Origin of the sequence: Nocardia amamiensis NBRC 102102 (assembly GCF_001612745.1) — a bacterium.
GTDB classification, from domain to species: Bacteria; Actinomycetota; Actinomycetes; order Mycobacteriales; family Mycobacteriaceae; genus Nocardia; species Nocardia amamiensis.
The window spans coordinates 21239-37782 of the sequence record NZ_BDBA01000044.1 but is presented as its reverse complement, the minus strand read 5'-3'; the positions used below and the strand labels follow the sequence as shown (position 1 = coordinate 37782).

General features: G+C 65.4%; 9 protein-coding genes (1 of these 9 cut by a window edge). 4 read left to right on the top strand and 5 right to left on the bottom strand.

All coding sequences use genetic code 11. The annotated features are described in order from the left end of the window. Positions 1–13: 13 nt before the first annotated feature. Together NA4_RS11345 and NA4_RS11340 are read right to left on the bottom strand one after the other, a co-directional pair. Entirely contained in the window at positions 14–907 is an 894-nt protein-coding gene (locus tag NA4_RS11345; RefSeq protein ID WP_067468314.1) for a phenylalanine 4-monooxygenase, read from the bottom strand. A 121-nt stretch (positions 908–1028) separates the two neighbouring features. Beyond that, positions 1029–1559, bottom strand: coding sequence for a DUF4396 domain-containing protein (locus NA4_RS11340; RefSeq protein WP_067468311.1), 531 nt, complete (start codon positions 1557–1559; stop codon positions 1029–1031). Between the two features lie 107 nt (positions 1560–1666). On the opposite strand from NA4_RS11340, the gene NA4_RS11335 reads away from it, so the two are divergent. Beyond that, entirely contained in the window at positions 1667–1870 is a 204-nt protein-coding gene (locus NA4_RS11335; protein ID WP_067468392.1) for a type II toxin-antitoxin system VapB family antitoxin, read from the top strand. A gap of 40 nt (positions 1871–1910) precedes the next feature. Here NA4_RS11335 and NA4_RS11330 read toward each other — a convergent pair whose 3' ends face one another. After that, positions 1911–2207, bottom strand: coding sequence for a DUF6881 domain-containing protein (locus NA4_RS11330; RefSeq protein WP_067468308.1), 297 nt, complete (start codon positions 2205–2207; stop codon positions 1911–1913). A 339-nt stretch (positions 2208–2546) separates the two neighbouring features. On the opposite strand from NA4_RS11330, the gene radC reads away from it, so the two are divergent. Then, positions 2547–3224: a RadC family protein gene (radC, locus tag NA4_RS11325; RefSeq protein WP_067468305.1), complete on the top strand. Its 678-nt coding sequence runs from the start codon at positions 2547–2549 to the stop codon at positions 3222–3224. A gap of 68 nt (positions 3225–3292) precedes the next feature. On the opposite strand, the gene NA4_RS11320 is transcribed toward radC, so the two are convergent. Then, positions 3293–3502, bottom strand: a complete 210-nt coding sequence (locus NA4_RS11320) for a hypothetical protein (protein WP_067468302.1) — start codon at positions 3500–3502, stop codon at positions 3293–3295. A gap of 119 nt (positions 3503–3621) precedes the next feature. Here NA4_RS11320 and NA4_RS11315 point away from each other — a divergent pair, with 119 nt between their 5' ends. Beyond that, on the top strand, positions 3622–5085 hold the full coding sequence (locus tag NA4_RS11315) for an NsdA family TPR-like regulatory protein (protein WP_067468299.1): 1464 nt from the start codon (positions 3622–3624) through the stop codon (positions 5083–5085). 34 nt (positions 5086–5119) lie between these two features. Next, positions 5120–5389 carry a hypothetical protein gene (locus NA4_RS11310; RefSeq protein ID WP_245671275.1) on the top strand — a complete coding sequence of 90 codons (270 nt, stop codon included), beginning with the start codon at positions 5120–5122 and terminating at the stop codon, positions 5387–5389. Positions 5390–5785: 396 nt separating this feature from the next. Here NA4_RS11310 and NA4_RS11305 read toward each other — a convergent pair whose 3' ends face one another. Next, positions 5786–16544: the final stretch of a LuxR C-terminal-related transcriptional regulator gene (locus tag NA4_RS11305; RefSeq protein WP_218022284.1), read on the bottom strand. It continues 21017 nt past the right edge of the window; only the last 10759 of its 31776 coding nucleotides appear in the window; its start codon lies beyond the right edge, outside the window; it ends in the stop codon at positions 5786–5788.

The following is a 16544-nucleotide window of genomic DNA, read 5'->3' as shown; positions in this document are numbered from 1 at the left end:
TGTGCCGGAACTACTACGCTCCGGCTGGGCTGGCGTGCCGCAATCGATCGGGTGTGTCGTCGTCCATGGTCGCGAAGAAGCCGCCGATCACGTCCTCGATCTCGGCGATCGATTCCGCGCAGTAGAGAATCGGCTGGTAGTGCGTGATGTCGTAGACCGCGGTACCCATCTGGGCGATGTCGAGCGGACGCAGCTCGGCGTGCCGGAACTCCTCGATCTCGCCGTAGGACGACAGCAGACCCGCTCCATAGCAGCGGACCTCGCCATGTTCCCGGACGACGCCGAATTCCATCGAGAACCAGAAGACGTCGGCGAGGAACTTCAGCGCACGCTCGGTGCTGAGCCTGCCGACCGCCGCGCCGACCGCGGCGTAGACCGCCGCGAAGCGCGGGCTGGCGATCTGAGTGGCGTGCCCGATGATCTCGTGGATGGCGTCCGGCTCCGGTGTGTACAGCGGCGCGGAGTGATGCCGGATGTACTGGGTGGAATGGAAGATCCGATCGGCGAAGGAGCCGAAGAACTCGCGCAGCGGCACCAGGCCCGCGGCCGGGACATAGCGGAATCCGGTCAGCGGTGCGAGCGCCGCGGACACCTCGTCCAGCTGCGGGATGTGATCGGTCGGCAGGGCCAGCGCCTCGGCCGCCGCGAGCACCTCCGCGCTGGCGTAGGTGCGGTGTTTGCGCGTGAGTTCGGCCGACACGATCCGCCACACCTGCTGTTCCTCATCGGTGTAGTCGATGCGGGGGAGCGGTTTTCCTGGCGCGTAGTCCAGTGCCAGCGCGGCGATGGCGTTGCGACGGGCCCGGTACTCGGGATCGTGCACGCCGGGGTGCTCGTCGCTCAGGTGCACTGTCACGTCGTCGCCGGTGCGGGTGACCGGCGAGTACAGCTGAGCCTCATTGAACATACTTCGATGCAAGCACCGCTGACCGCCGCCGACAACAAAAGCCCGTCCAGCTGAGCAAACTGCCTAGCTGAACGGGCCACTTTCCGGCGTCGGCGGCAGGAAATGCTGGGCCGCGTGCTGATCAGTGCCCGCCGTGCAGCGAATGCACCACCGCGTGGCCCTTGCCGCGTCCGATCATCCATTTGTTCACCGGCGTGGTCACCACGAACGCCACCGCGAAGGCGAAGGCGAGGGTGATCCAGAACAGCGCGCTGTCCAGGTGGGCGTCCATCGCGCCCGGGACAGCGAGGATCACCGCGTTGTCCACGATCTCCATGACGGTGATCGACACGGTGTCGGCGGCGAGGGCGGTGCTCACGGCCGCGGCCAGCGGCAGTCCCGCCCGCAGCACGCCGCGCATGGTGAAGGCGTAGCCGAACAGGAACGCCAGCACGATGGCCAGGGCCATGGTCGCGGCGTTGCTCCAGCCCAGCGCGGTGCCGATCACCATGCCGAGGACCTCGCCGATGGCACAGCCGGTGAGGCAGTGCAGGGTCGCCATGGCGGCCATTTGCCAGGTAGCCGACGGGTGCTTCGCGGTGTGCTGCTCGGCGGTGTGCGTCGCGTGCGCGTGCGAGGCGTGGTCGCCGGAGAGGTCGTGCCTGTGCTCCATGCGTGGAACTATACCCCCGTAGGGTATGAATGCAAGGCCTAGTTCGCGATTTGCCGGACATGAGCGGGCGTCATGCCGCAATATGGCGAATGTACGAAGGAGGACGCATGAAATCCGTGCGGATCGATCTCGACCAGAATCTGCTCGCCGCTGCCGCCGCCATCATGGGCACGGCGACGAGCGACGCCACCATCAACGAGGCCCTGCGCCGGATCGTCGTCCACGAGCGGCAGTTGCATCACTTGGAGAAGCTCGCCGCGAAGGCCTTCCTCACCCCTCCCGAGCCGGATGCCGCGGCCGTCGAGCGTTAGGGGATCACCCGGATGGGCGGCGCCACCTCACAGCAGCGCACTATCGCTGCTCGCGCCGTTGCTGTCCGAGTGCACGCAGCCATACGGTTTCGAACTCGCGAGCATCGACCGCGAGGGCAGAATACTCGACCTGTTCGTTGATCTCGTCCACCATCGGGATCGGCATCCGGCTGAGCGTTGTCGTGCCGGTGCCGCGACCGGCATCGGCCCAATCCATGCGGCCGTCGGAAAATATCTCCACCTTGCGCACCTCGAAACCGTCGTCGCCGATCTCGCTGAACATCTCGACCGGCTCGTCGGTGAAGTTGTGATGCCATTGCGCCTTCAGGTACCACATCGCCCATCAACTCCCAGCTCACGGACTGACTTGGTGACCGAACCGCCCATCAGCATATGGGTTGCGTGCTGATTCCCGGATAGGCGGCCGCCTTGTCTCCGCTCGGCCCGGCGCGGGGCTGTGTAGCGCTCAGGTTCGAGTGGCGACGCCGTACTGCCGTGGCCCGAGTGCGAGCAGCAGTCGGGGAGAACCGGGATAGGACTGTCGGCATGCAGGCGGAGCATGACGGGCTCCGCGTGTCGGCAGGAAGGCACGACCGCGAGCGACCAGCTCCGGCCGAGATGTCGGTGGTGGCTGGCAGAATCCCGGGCACTGTTGGCCGGACCGAGGGGTGGAGTAATGGCGGTCTCTCTTGTCGATGTGCCGGTCGCGCAGCGGCCGCGCGAGCGGTTGCTGGTGCTCGGACCACAAGCGCTCAGCGACGCGGAGTTGCTCGCGCTGCTGTTGCGGCACGGCAGGCGTGGTGCGAGTGCGCTGGATCTGGCGGCGGAGTTGCTGGTCGAGCACGATGGGCTGCCCGGATTGGCATCCGCGCGTCCGGAGGAGTTGTCGCGGCGGGCCGGGATCGGCGTGGCGAAGGCGTCCGCGATCATCGCCGCGTTCCACCTCGGAGCCCGCGCACGCGGCGGCCCGGACACCTCGTTCCGGTTGACCAGCGCCGCCGACGTGGCCGCCGCGGCCCGCCCGCAGTTCACCGGCGCCCGCGTGGAGCGACTGCTCGTGCTGGTATGCGACACGCAGAACCGATTGCGCCACAAGGTTTTCGTCGCCGAAGGCGCCGTCGACCAGGTCGCCGTCCCGGTCCGGGAAATCCTGAACACCGTCCTGCGCCACGACGGCCGCGCCTTCGCCGTCGTCCACAACCACCCCTCCGGCGACCCCACCCCCAGCCCCGACGACCGCCGCGCCACCACCATCCTCACCGAAGCCGCCCACACCGTAGGCCTCCGCTTCCTCGACCACGTCGTGATCGCGGGCGAGAAGTGGGCCAGTGCGCCCGGGTATCCGACGCGCTGACGGTATGGCGAAGGTCGCCTCGATGCTGAGCCGGTACCGCTCTACTGCACATTGCGATCAATCCAGGTCTAAGTGGAGGCGTGCGTCGTGAGCTCGTCGAGAGCGATGGTCGCGAGTTTGATGATGTTTCGGAGGGCGGCACCGTCGAGGTACAGCTCGAAGGTGTCACAGTCACCGAAGATCAGGGTGACAGCTTGGTCTTCCGGGTGGAGGAGTGGGCGTACGGGGCACCGTCCGTCGATGCATGCCCAAGCGCCGACCTTCAATGTTTCGAACATGACTGTCCTCTTGCGTGGGTTCGGGTTGATATCTGGAGCTGTGCCAACGGTCGCAGCAAGGAAGGCCTGGTAAGGAGTGTCATCAGGGGTATTACAAGGGTTCGTCGGGGGTATGCTGCATGCACTCGACGGGTATGGGGGTAGTGCCTATGTCTGTTCAGCTTCAGTGGACCGGGCTGGAGGTACGTGCGCTGCGGGATGCGCTGCGTGAGACGCGGCTAGGGTTCTGTCAACTCGCTGGGGTTCCCTTCGACACGCTCCGGAACTGGGAACGCAAAGGTGCGAAGCGGATCCTCCGTGCGCAACACGCCGCGATCATGGACACCTTTCTCGCGCGAGCAGACGCAGACCAGCTGGCCAGGTTCCGACTGCGTTGCGGTGAACTGCGACGACCGTCCGGGCTGCGCCAGGCGTCGGAACGAGCGTCTGAGCTCGACAGCGACGAGTCGCCCGGTCTGCACGGCCCCCAGTACCTCACGGAGATCGATGACATGAATCGGCGCGAACTGCTGCAGTTGCTATCCGTGTCCAGCGCGGCGCTGGCGACGTCCATCGACTGGGACAGGGTCGTCGAATCCGATGACCTCGAACGCCGAATCGAGATTGCCACGACCGATCAATACGCGGCGATGAATCAACTTCTGTGGCAGGAGTATTCATCAGCGCCGACGAAAGCTGCAGCCTTACCTGCAGTCCGCGAACACTTGCGTGTCGTGGTCAGCGGTCTGTGCCGTCCCGATAGTGACTCGGTCCGTCGTCGTCTCTGCGAACTTGCCGCCGAGGTCTCACAGTTGGCGGGAGAGATTCTGTTCGACGATGATCGGTATCCTGAGGCGGCATACTGCTATACGGTTGCCGCATCTCTCAGCAAAGAAGCTTCTGCTTGGGATCTTTGGGCCTGCGCCTTGACCCGGCAGGCTTACATCAGCATCCACGACAATTACTTTCCCGCGGCGGTAACACTCGCCGAGTCGGCACGGCAGATTGCGCGTCGTGGGGATCATGCTCTGACCACGAGGTATTGGGTCGATGCGGTGCATGCGCGGGCGCTGGCTGGACTGGGCGACTATGCCGGGTGGGAGCGTGCCACCGACTCAGCGGAAGGAGTCCTGTCCATGAGTCACCTGGGATCCAACGGGTGGTTGAGATTCGACGGCGATCGTCTGGCCGAGGAACGAGCTACGTGTCTTGTCCAACTCGATCAGCCTGACCGCGCTGAACAGATTCTCGATGACGTCCTGAACAACTGGCTTTCGTCTCGGCGCCGCGCCAGCGTTCTCGTAGATCTCGCTGCCGTCGGCGCAGTGAAGAGAGACCCTCTCCAGGCGGTCATGTATGGCGACGCTGCTCTGGATCTTGCCCGGCAGACCCGCTCCGGATACATCGGTCGTCGGCTCGAAAATCTACGCCGCCGACTCGCGCCGCTCGGCGACGACCGGCATGTCGAGCACCTCGATCGCCAGATCGTCGCGTTGTCACAGAACCACGCCAATCAATCTGAGGAGAGTCGTGCAGGAATTAGACCGCGGTCGCGTCTTCCGACAGGCATGGATCGACGGAGTGAAGGCTCATTACCCCGGTGATCCGAAGCCGGGGTACATCGCACCCTGGGAGGAAATGCCTGAATGGGAGCAGGCCAGCGCGATTGCCGTCTACGACCAAGTGGCCGCCTTTGTAGCAGCTAGCGGTGGGAGTACGAGCAAGCTCAGCCGGACGCAGAAAGGTAGATGGCTCGCGCTGTGCTGGATCGGGCAGATCTACAAGCACATTCCTGACCCGAAGCCGGGGTATGTGGCGGATTGGGATCAGTTGCCCGAGTGGCAGCAGGAGACGGATGCCGACATCTTCGAGGTGATCGAACGTTCGATGGCGGGAGCAACTCGCTGATACGAATGGCGAAGGCCGCCAGGGCGTAAGTGAGACCGACCATGCCGAGCGAAGCCAGCGTGAGACCGACTATGTCCAGCGGCCCGGTTGTTCCGGCAGGTTCGTCGGCGGGCAGGAGTCGTGCGGCCAGGAGCAGCCCGAGCAATCCGATCGGCGCGTTGATCAAGAAGATCCATTGCCAGCCGCATACTCCAGTAGCAGACCGCCGATGGTCGGCCCCACTGGAAGAGGTGGCCGAGCCGTACCACCTGAGCGTTGTCGAGCGGATTCGGTGGAGCGTCGGTCAGCGGACCTTCGGCAAAATATTCGTCCTCGGCGTCTTCGTCGCCGAGGCTGATCGCAACGGGGTCGATGCCGTTGCCGGGGGTCTTTCTGTTATCCGGGGGGCGATGAGCTCTAGGAAATCTCGGATTTCGGCGAACTTTGCGGCTCCTGGTCGGAGTCCCCGGGGTCGCGGGCGGGTTCGTTGACCGTGGGCGGGCCAGGGACGGGCTTCGCCACACCCGGTGCGCCGGGGCGGGATCCGGTGTAATGGCCGTCGGTGCGGAGGAAGTGGGCGTCGATATCCGGAGGTCGGTTGCGATGGCCCGCAGGTTCCGTGAGTCGGTGGGTCAGTGCGTGGATGCTCTTGGTGACGTCTCGGCCGGATTGTCCGTCGACGTAGCGGATGGTGCCGTGGTAGTTGACGACGTTGACGGTGTGGCCTTGTGGACCTCCGAAGGGTTGGTGGCGGTAGGCGATGATGCCGCGTGCCAGGTGGCCGGCGTCGAGGAGTTGCTGTTCGAGGCCGGTCCAGCTCTCGACGTGCTGGAACGTCGTGTCGTAGTGGGCCTGGATGAACCGGATGTGGGATCGGCTGTCGTCACCGGGTGCTCGTCCAGTTTCCGGCGGTTCGGCGACGATGTCGGGTCGGCCGCTGAGCCGGAGGTCGGCGGCGATGGTGCACTCGGCGCTGTTGTCCCAGTTGCGTAGTGGGTTGATGCCGCGGATCCGCTCGAGCAGCGGGTCGCCGGGCGCGGGCTCCGCCGCGGTGGGTGATGGTTGCGCCGCGCCGCTGTCCGTGACCGGACGACCGGAGTCACCATCGGGGGATTGCGTGGATTCGGCGTCGGACGACGGTTGTGCTGCGGCATCGGTCGTCTCCGTCCTCGCGCCGGGGCTGGAGAGGAAACGGCCGTGCAGGTGGGCGGCGAGGTTCTGTATCAGTACTCGGCCCTCGCTGCGAGCCATGCCGAGCAGGTACCGGTCGATCACCCCGAGCATGTACTCGTCGACCGACCGGCTTCCGATCAGCGAATAGAGGCGGGCCGCGAGATATCTGGTGCGCAGGTATTCCGGCGACTCGCGGTCGAAACCGCGGCAGCCGGGGAAGTGCAGCGCCGACCACAGGTCGTTCTTGAGGTGGTGCTCCCAGAATTTGTATTCCTCGGGTGTGAGTACTTTCCGCATCTGGACACGGTCGCCGTCGAGCATCGGTCTGCCCGCCAGGTAGGACATGGTTCCCGTCGCGATGGACAGCAGTTGCGGCAGCTCATCGAGCGATGTGTCGCGCAGGTACCGCTGGAACGGCATGGCCCGATCGACGGCGGCGCTGCTGGTGGGTCCTTCCGGCTCGTCCTCCGGCAAGGTCCGGAATTTCCAGACGGTGATTGTCTTGTCACCCTGTATTCGCTTCTCCTGCTTGAACAACAGCGGGCCGGAGTCGGAAATACCCAGCAGCTGTTCGGCTTTCAAACCGGTAGCGGCGACCAGCGCGAGCGTCAGGTAGATGGGGGAGCGGCGCAGCAAGCGCTTCAGTTCGAAGAAATCCTTGGCGGTGAGTTCTACGGTTCGCAGCTTGGCGCGATCGCCGTCGAGCAGCGCCCGGAACCACTGCCCGCGGTTGGCGACCCAATCCGGCCCGGACGGTTCGGCGGCGCTGGGAATCGGCATGTTCTCGAGGTAGGCGAACGGACGATTGCCGTCCTTGTCGCGGAAGGTCAGCAGTTCAGCGATGAGCTGCTCGATTTCGGCGGCCTCCGCCGGAGCGAAGCCATCGTTCAGTGCGCGGGCGCGGGCGGCACGCCGGCGTTCCGGATCGGTGAGACGAGGGGCCGGACCGCGGCCCGCATCGGCCGGTCGATGTTCGGCGCGGGTAGCCTCGGCGCCGCGGCCCGCGGTGATCAGGCCGATATTGTCCAACGACTCGGTCGGCACCCGGGCCTCGACATCGGCATACGAGTTGTAACCCTGATGGACCTGCATGCGCTTGCGGAACTCCGGTGTCTTCGGTGGCTCCGCGGTGACCCGTACCGCTCCCCAGGATTCGCCGGCAGGATCCGGTCCCAGACCACGGTTGAGGAATCGGCCGCGCCCGTCGGGAGTGGTGGCGCCGAGCCAGGCGATGGGATCACGGGTCGCCGTCAGCACGTAGACGTTCTCGGCCCCGATCCCGAAGTCGGTGGCCCGGGTCATCGGGCCCGCGCCCGGGGATGCGGTCAGAACCACTTGGTCGATCTCGCCGGCCAGCCGTCCATCTTGCCCCGCGTAGCACACGGTCGTGGTGCCGTAGCTGTGCCCGAGGAGAGTGTGCAGCCGCGGCATCGCGATTCCCCGATACTCGGCCAATGCCTCGCGAGTAGCGTTGTAGGACACCGTATCTCGCGCCACGGCATAGCCACCGACTTCGGCGAACCGGTGATAGGCGGGATCGAACGGGAGAACCGGCGCCGTTCCCTTCAGCAGTTTGGTCGGGTGTTCGTAGCCGATATCGATGATGGCCGCCACGGTCTCTTCGGGTGCATACCGTGAGGTCATCTCGTACTGCGCACCCGCAAACCCATATCGGTACAGCAGTGACCGCAGCGTGGTCCCGAAGCCGCCGACATGGCGGGTGACGTTCGTCGCCTCGTCCGCGTTTCCGATGGAGACGGAGATCCGGCCGTTGCCGTTGTATTTCTCGGCGTCGTAGGCGAGGAGTTGTACCGGCGGCGAACCGAATTCCTCGACGCGGCGTTCTATTTCGGCCAGTTGATCTCGGGTGGTCTCCAGGTTGAGCAGATGCGTCCTCTCGGCGGCGGTGAGTTTGCGGTGCCCGATGATCCGGCGCAGCTGCGTGAGCTGCCGGGTGATCGATCGGCGATTGGCGTAATCGCGCACGGTGTACGGGATGCCGTCGGTATTGCCGATCAGGGCGGGGTGTACCGCCACCATCCCCGACTGCTGTTCGGTGGACAGCGAGAACCACCAGCGCGCATTCCTTCTGGCGCGGGCTCGGGCGGCATCGACTACCTCGTCGGGGTCGACGCGCTCGACCAGCGACCGCAATGTCGCGTGCTGCCCGAATTGATGGCGCAGTGCGGCGAATGCCCTCGCCGCGTGCTTCTCCTCCTGTTGGGTGGGGTGCGGATCGGCTGGAAGCGTGGATCCTTGCTCGCCCTCGGCGGTGCCGAAAGCCCAGCGCGAGTCGGGAGTTGGTTCGGCTGGGGCGGTCTCGCCGTCGAACGGGGGCGTGCTGTCGCCGAGGTCGATTGCGACGGGGTCGATGCGGTTGCCGACCGGCGGGTTGTTCGTCTGTACAGACCGATTCTGTTCCGGGCCGGACCGGCTGCCGGATTCTAATGTGGAGATCGCGAGTGTGCGTGCAGCATCCACTATCTCGGCGGGTTCGATCCCGTGATCGATGGGTTGTGTCTGTCCCGAAGCCGGAGTCTCGGACCCGCGCCGAAACAGATCGATGAGGCGTCGCTGGCTCTCCGTGAGGCTGTCCAATGCAGCCCGGACATCCGACATACGAGCACGGGCCAGTTCTTCGATGGCCGGGTCGCCCACTACGACGGTTCCGGCACGGATCAGGAAATCCTGGAAATCTCGCCAGAACTCGGCGATCTCGCGGTCGCCGGACACGGGCCGTTTCGAATCCTGTGGTGCGTCGTCGGAAGCGTGCTCGCGCATCCCTTCCAGCCGCGCGAGCACCCGTCGATGCCCGTCCACGGACCCGTAGACCAGGAACAACGCCCGCAGTGCGCTGACGGTACGTATGTGCTCATCGAGTTCTGATCGGCTCCGGTCGATGGCCGCCCATTCGTACGGGTCGGCTTCGTTGTGGAGGTCGACGCCGGTGACATAGCGCTGCGAGATCGGGCTCGCACTCGGGTCGAGGGGCTTCTCCAAGGCGAACGCGTGGTCAAGGCCGTAGTAGTGGTGTCCGTCGCGCAGGAGGTTGTCCATTCGGTCCCAGTTGTCGACGATCACATCGAGGAAACCGAGCTCGCGCGTGTCCGGATGGTTCCGCAATATCTCCAGAGCAGCAGCATCCAGGGTGGCAACGTTCGGAACGGCATCGCCCGGTAGCCGCGGCATCAGCACGGTATCTTCGCGGTCATATGCGGGGATCACCGGCGGTACGGGTGCCCCGATCAGATAGCCGACAGCCGACACCAGGATCTCGGCGGCGCGCCACTCAGACGCCAGCAGGCTCTTCTCGATCACTTGGAAACCGTTGGGATAGGTGAGCAGTTCCGTGAGGCTGTTCCGGCTGGCGATGTGGCGGGGGCTCGTTCGGACGGGCGGCCCGGAGCGTTCGGCTTCATCGAGCAGCACGGCGAATTCGACGGCGGACATCCGGGAACCGGGCTCGGGTGGCGTAGTGGTTTCGGCTGGCAGCGGTGCCTCGGGCGGATCGTCGTGTGTGGAGTTGGGAATCCAATCACCTGCGTGCTGGGCCGCGATGGTGAATCCGTAGGGGAGGGTGGCCGGCACTTCGTGGCCGAAGTGGTAGTAGCCGAGTATGTCTCGTCCGGTGATTCCGCCGATGAGTTGGGCGGAGCGGTCGGGGTCGTCGCGGAGGAATGCGGCTTCGGGGCGTGCTGCGAAGACACGGCCGGTGGTGGACCAGCGGCGGGCGTGGTCGATGTCGCGGTAGGCGGTGAGGGGGCCTTCTCCCTTTGGGAGGATGCCGGTGGTGAAGACTTCGGTTGGTGAGCTCCCGGGGTCGGGGATGTAGACGATTCCCGGGTCGGTGCTGTATTCGACCGGGAAGTGGTCGTGGTTGCGGGCGAGGATTGCGAGGTTCAGTTCGACATCGACGTTCCGGTCTGCCGCTGAGGGCATGGGGTCGGCGTTGTCGGGCAACCCGATTCGCTCCCGTGCGGTAGGTGCGGGCGCGGGTTTGCGGGCTGCCCATCCCTCCTGGGTGATATCCGGGATTGCGGTGCGGGTTCCGCCTTCGGACCGCAATGCGGCGTGCACCTGTGTGGTGAGGTCGCCGTCCTGTTTCTCGCCGGGTCGGAACGGCGTCGCTGTGCCGCGCATGCGCTGGTACTGCTCGCGCATCGGTTCCAGGCCGAACGGTCGCACGGGATCCACTGCAGGACCGAGTCGTTCGAGTTCGCGCGCCCATCCGGTATATCGGAGGCTCCCGGCATGGACGGCCTTCGCCCACTCGGGAACCGTTGTGAACAGGTCGTTGTTATACGAGCCGGGTACGGCGCTGGGTGACAGCCCCGCCCTTGTCAGGCCCCACACCAGTGCCACCAGCCGGGAGAAACGGCCGTTGAAGTCGGGAATCCATGGATGAATGGTGATCAGTCGCTGCTGTAGTTCCGCGGAGACCACATATGGATCGTTCCTCGGATCCCGGATGGCCTGGTTGTACCAGCGGCACACGTCATCCAGCGCGGCCCGCGTGCCTTCGGCCCCGCCGAACGCCGGGTAGAGGATCCCCCCGTGTTCGACCGTCTCATTTTCCGGCCCCCAGAACTGCCGCAGCGGGTCGGCTTCGATAGCGGCCAATTCTTCTTCGGTCGGGGGCGACTTCAGCCAACGCACCGTCGCCGCTCCGGGGCGGCCCTGGTGCACGGGTTCGAAGACCGCTCCGTGTGGTCCTGGTCCGAATGGCCCCGGCACGTATGTCAGTAGTCGGTTCTGCTCGACGGCGGCGACCTCCCCCTCGGTCAGCGGTGCCCCGAGTTCTCCGAAGCCCCCAGGCGCGGCTCGGAATGTTCCGACCATCTCGGGATGGTGCCGAATCGTCAGTCTCCGTCGGATCTCCAGCAGGAACCCGACGTTGAGGTCCTGATCAGGATCCTGCTCGAGCCGCTGTTCGATGTAGGTCCTGGCATCGAGCCAGCTCGCCCATCCCTCGGGACCATCGAAAATTTCCTCCGGCCGATGCTGGCCCGCGACGAGGGCGATGTCTCGGTAGCAGTCCTCCATGAACAGGCTGAGCTCGAGCGCACGCTCGGCGTCGGTATGTATGCCAAGTGCCTCTTCGAACTTGCGGATCGCATGCCGTATGTCGTTGGTCTCAGCAGTTGCCGACCCTTGTCCGATATCGCCGTCGGGGTCGGGGTCGAGGTCGATGGCGACGGGGTCTGCGCGTCCGATGTGCTGGTCGCGGGATGCGACGGCAGGAGGGCTATCAGGGGGTGCGATTCGAACCTCGAACCATGTGACGCGTTGCGCCGTAGCGTCGACAGAGTATGTGCCGCTGTCGTCGACGTCGATCGATTCCGTCAGATCATGGTTCGGGACGGCGTCGTCGGTGACTTCCACCCGCACCGGATCGGCGGGTCCGGTGACTGTTACGGCGATCTGTATCTCCGCGCGGCTGTGCTGCAGCGGCTCAGCAACTACCGTGCCGAGCGCGACTGCCACACGTGATATGTCTGCGGCGGTTCCCCATCCGAATTCGCTCAATCGGTCGACCAACCAGTCCACCGTGGGCTCGGTGCTACGCATCCGAGCGGCGGCCGAGAATCGGGGTTGGCCGATACGCATGTCGGATTGCCAGCCCCTGCCGGTGGGCCGCCAGTATGCCTGCGGCGACGTCATCCGCGTGGCAGAACTCGGGGGCGTCTCGGCATCCCCCTCGAAGCTCTCGGTGATCAACACCGCGGCACCGGAGTTGCGCTCGAGGAGAGCGGCGTCGATCGTCGCGCGGATCAGACGGAAGGCGTTGCCGGACAGGGCCGGATGGTTGTACATGACATAGGCGTAGATGAACCCGTCGTCGTGGACGACGTATCTGATCCGGCATTCCGCCGTCACGTCCCCGATTCGCACCTGGAGATAAGGCAGTTCCAGGGCTTCTTCCACCTCGTCGTGCCATGCGGGTGTTTCGACCGTGTGCAGGGACAGCGAAGTCCGGGGACGGTGGTCGGTGCCCGCCTGCACGGCGAGTGTCGTCGATGTGGTGGTGTCCGCACCGACCGCGAAGACGACGCCGGACATCTCGCCGTCAGGCCGTCCCGGCTCCAGATCGGCAAGCTCGTCGAATTCATCTACACCATGGACGACGACCGCGCCGGCCGGCTCGGGTGGGGGTTCGTGCTGTGGCGGCTCGAGGGAGCGATCGGCGACGCCCTCGCGGGATGTGTCAGCCGGACCGGCGGTCTCGGCGTTGTCGGATGCGTCCGGTTCGTGGGGGTCGAGGTCGATGGCGACGGGGTCGATGTGGTTGCCGGATGATGTCGGCTTTGCGGGTTCGTGCGGGGTGGTATCCGGCTGGTGCGCTGTGTCCCTGCCCCCATTCGGCCCTTCACGCAGCGATCGGTCGACGATTGCCAGTACCTGCTCGTCGGTTTCGGGGAGCGGCGCGTCCGACAGCAGCGTGGCCAGCAGTCGCTTGCAGGCGAGGGCATCGTGCTGTTCTCCCGGCACGAACGGCGCGGGCCTTCCACCCATGCGGCGGTAGCGCTCTCGCGCACCGGCGAGACCGAGCAGTGACACCGGATCCGCTGTGCCCGCGGATTGTTCGACCTGGGCTTCGAGCAGTCGGTACCGCAGGCTTCCCGCCTTGACCGTGTCCACCCAGTCGTCCCGCATGGTGAGGAGATCTTCGTCGAACTCTGGAATGGCGCTGGCGGGCTTTCCTTGCTTTTCGAGCGCCCAATTCAGCAGGATTCTGGACAGCCGGCCGTGATAGTCGCCCTTCCCGTGATGCCCGGAAATGCTCCACAGCTCCAGGTCTGCGGCTACTTCGTAGGGGTCCTTGTCGGGATTGGTCACTGCGGCGTTGAACGACTCACACATCGCTGCTACGTCCGCGGCCGTCCCGTCCAGGCCGCCGAAATTCGGGTATACGATGATCCCGTATTCTTGGGTCCGGAGTGCGGGCCGGTATCCGAGCAATGGATCCTTATTGATGGCCGCGATCTCCGCCTCGGTCAACGGCGCATCCAGGACTCGGACCCGGCGTGCTCCTGGCTTACCGTCGTCTGCCGGATAGAACACGACACCGTACGGGCCGGATTCGAGCGGCCCAGGCACATAGGTGAGAAGACGGTTGGCACTGATTGCCGCACGCTCGTATTCGGATGCGGGCCAGTACAACGAGCCAAAGTTGCTGTTTTTCGAATAACCGAACTTTCCTGCCGACTCCGGGTCCATCCGCCGCCCGAGCAGCTCATGCAATTTCAGGATGAACTCCACGCTCAGCTCGTCGCCGAGATGCTTTTTTGCGTAGTGGCGAGCTTCCAGCCAGCTCAGCCACTCCTTACGTCCGAAGAGCAACTCGGGCCGATCCACCCCCGCCGCGATCGCTACATTCCGGAATTTGTCCTCCATATACAACGTCAGCTCGAGTGTGCGCTCGGCATCGGTCTCGATGCCGAGCGCACGCTCCAGCTCACGTATTTCGGCGTCGAGCGCCGCGTCTTCTTCGGAAATCACCGGTGGCGCGGTCGCGTCGGGGGTCTTGTCCTGCTCGGCCGCCTGAATCTGCGCTGTCTTCTGCGGAGCCTGCAGCCAAGCTAGCGAACCGGGCGGCAGCATCTCGGACAAGCTCGCCATGGCGCGGCGCTGGGCCATGGTGACGGCCCCGCGGCTCTTGCCGAGAAGTCTGGCCACCGCAGCGGTCGTGTGCCCCTCGACGAGCTTCTGGCGCAGGCATTCTCGCTGCAGATCGGGGAGTTTGTCGACACGCCGGGCCAACGCTCGCCGGTTATCACCTACAGCGGCCCTGACCTCGATCGGCAGCCAGTCGGCGTGCTCCAGGGCGGCCACGATCTCGGTTGCCGTCCTGCTCGCCCGAGGTCCCTCCGCCGGCGCGGCCGACGGGTCAGGCGACTCGGCGTCGTCGATCGGTGGTGTGGGTTCGTGCTCGTCGCCGTCGCCGAGGTCGATCGCGACGGGGTCGGCGCTGTTACCCGGGGTCGTTCCTGTGTGCGTCGACGGTGGTGTGGTGTCGGAGGCGGGGACACCGTTCAGCGAGAGGGCCCGGACCACGGCGTCGCGCACCTCGGCGGACAGGTCCCGATCGGTCTCTGACAGACCCACCGCAGCGCGCACCCTCGCGGTAGCCTCTTCGAAGGCCGTGATGGTCCGCGCGTCTTGCTCCCCGAACACGTACCCGCGCACCGCGGCTTCGGTGTAGCTGCGCAACACCGCATTCTCTGCCCGGCGCAGTGATTCCCGGACGCCGCCCGACACACCCAGCGGCGCAGGGAGTCTGGCGATGACGTCATCGATGACGTCATCTCGGCCGAGCCCGCCCCGGGCGAGTTCCGACAACAGCGGCAGCAGCCGATCCTCGGGGATGCGGCGCCACGCGCTGGTGATGGCCCGCCGAGCGGCCTCGGCAGCGGACAGCATCGAACGGCTGTTGTCGAGCAAGCGCGGTACGGTCCACTCGGAGTTACTGCCGGAGTAGAACTTTCGCACCACATCGTCGACCTCGGCGCGGAGGCCGTGGAAGAATTCGCTGACAGCCAGGTCCACGGCCACGCGCGGGGGTCGGTCGGCGTCGAGATCCGCGAGCAGCGAACGGGCCGCCGCGCGCAGCGCTTGGACGTAGCGATCATTCGCCCCGCGCAACAACCCTGACATTCGGCTGCGTTTCATCGGGACGATCTCGGCGAGCGCTCGGACATCGCTCTCGGTGAGGTCCGAGCGAGAGGTCAAATCCCGCAGCGTGGCAATCGTCTGATCGTGCCGGCGCGCGGCATCCGGGCGGGCTGCCAGCCGGTCGTCCATGAGGGCGTCCAATTCCGCACGGATACGAAGCAGCACGGTCGGGTCGATCATTCCGGCGCTGTCGGCCAGTTGCCTGAGCGCACTCTCCAGGTCGCGCATCTGGTCGATGACCTGCGTAACTTCCTGCTCGGGCTCAGGCTCGGGGTCCGGTGAGTGGTCCACCTCGCCGCTGTCGGCCGTTGTTCGGGGTGCAGCGACGGAGTCCACCAGCAGGTCGTACATCAGCCCCACCGGATCGTTGACACTGTCGCGGCCGTTGAGCACGACATCGGCGAAGGCCTCGGCCAACGCCTCGGTCGGGTTGAAATAGCCGTTCTTGTCGAAGCTGTATACGGTCAGATAGCGGTGCAGCCAGGCCGTAAACGCCGCGTAAGTTTTCTCTCCCAGGCGATTTGCCTTGTAATGATCGAACAGCATCTCCTCGGCACGGTAGTTAGCCTCCCGCCGCCCCGCGTAGTCGAGCATGTGGCCAAACTCGTGCACGACGATCGCATACGCAGGACGGTCGGCCATGCTGGGATGCGCCTTCCCGGAGGCGATTCGGTCCTGCATCCACCGATGAAGTTCGTCCGGATTCGCGGCGAAGTCGGCGTTGAACGTCATCCATTCGGTTGTGACGGCACCGGTGATGGGATCGGTCTTCGACATCGTCCTCGCGCCCACCTTCGACGAGAGCTCGCCGATGTCGATGCTGCCGATATCGACCTGCGGGTGCTGCGTGGCCATGTCGACCAAAGCCCGGGCGATCTCACGGATAGTCTCCGGGTCGAGATCGGGCCGGTCGAATTCGTGGACCTCAACGTCGGGATTGCCCGTCAGTCGGCGCAATTCGTCGCGCAGCCATACACCGACCTCCGCCGGGCTCAACCTCGATACCGCGTCCCCGCCGGTGTCCTCGGGTCGGCCGAGGAGCTTCACCGGGTGTTTGCGGTGCAGGAAATCGGGCCGGGGGCGACGGGCGGGGGTGGGGGTGCCCGTCTTGGTGCTCTTGAAATAGGCGGCGAAGGCCTCTTCGAAGGTGTCGTACGAGGGTTTCCATTTGGTCTCACCGTTTTCGTCGCCGTCGTAGTTGCGGACGTGGAGGTCACGTTGTTTCCGGGTGCGTTTCGCTTCTGATGCGGTGCTCGCATCCGGGGTGGTGGCGGTGTCGATGAGGGTGTCGAAGATGAGGATTTGGCCTTCGACGTCGACGATGTAGTGG

Coding starts and splice junctions, on each gene's coding strand:
- NA4_RS11345 (WP_067468314.1), bottom strand. CDS start 907: ATGTTCAATGAGGCTCAGCTGTACTCGCCGGTCACCCGCACCGGCGAC.
- NA4_RS11340 (WP_067468311.1), bottom strand. CDS start 1,559: ATGGAGCACAGGCACGACCTCTCCGGCGACCACGCCTCGCACGCGCAC.
- NA4_RS11335 (WP_067468392.1), top strand. CDS start 1,667: ATGAAATCCGTGCGGATCGATCTCGACCAGAATCTGCTCGCCGCTGCC.
- NA4_RS11330 (WP_067468308.1), bottom strand. CDS start 2,207: ATGTGGTACCTGAAGGCGCAATGGCATCACAACTTCACCGACGAGCCG.
- radC (WP_067468305.1), top strand. CDS start 2,547: ATGGCGGTCTCTCTTGTCGATGTGCCGGTCGCGCAGCGGCCGCGCGAG.
- NA4_RS11320 (WP_067468302.1), bottom strand. CDS start 3,502: ATGTTCGAAACATTGAAGGTCGGCGCTTGGGCATGCATCGACGGACGG.
- NA4_RS11315 (WP_067468299.1), top strand. CDS start 3,622: ATGCACTCGACGGGTATGGGGGTAGTGCCTATGTCTGTTCAGCTTCAG.
- NA4_RS11310 (WP_245671275.1), top strand. CDS start 5,120: ATGCCTGAATGGGAGCAGGCCAGCGCGATTGCCGTCTACGACCAAGTG.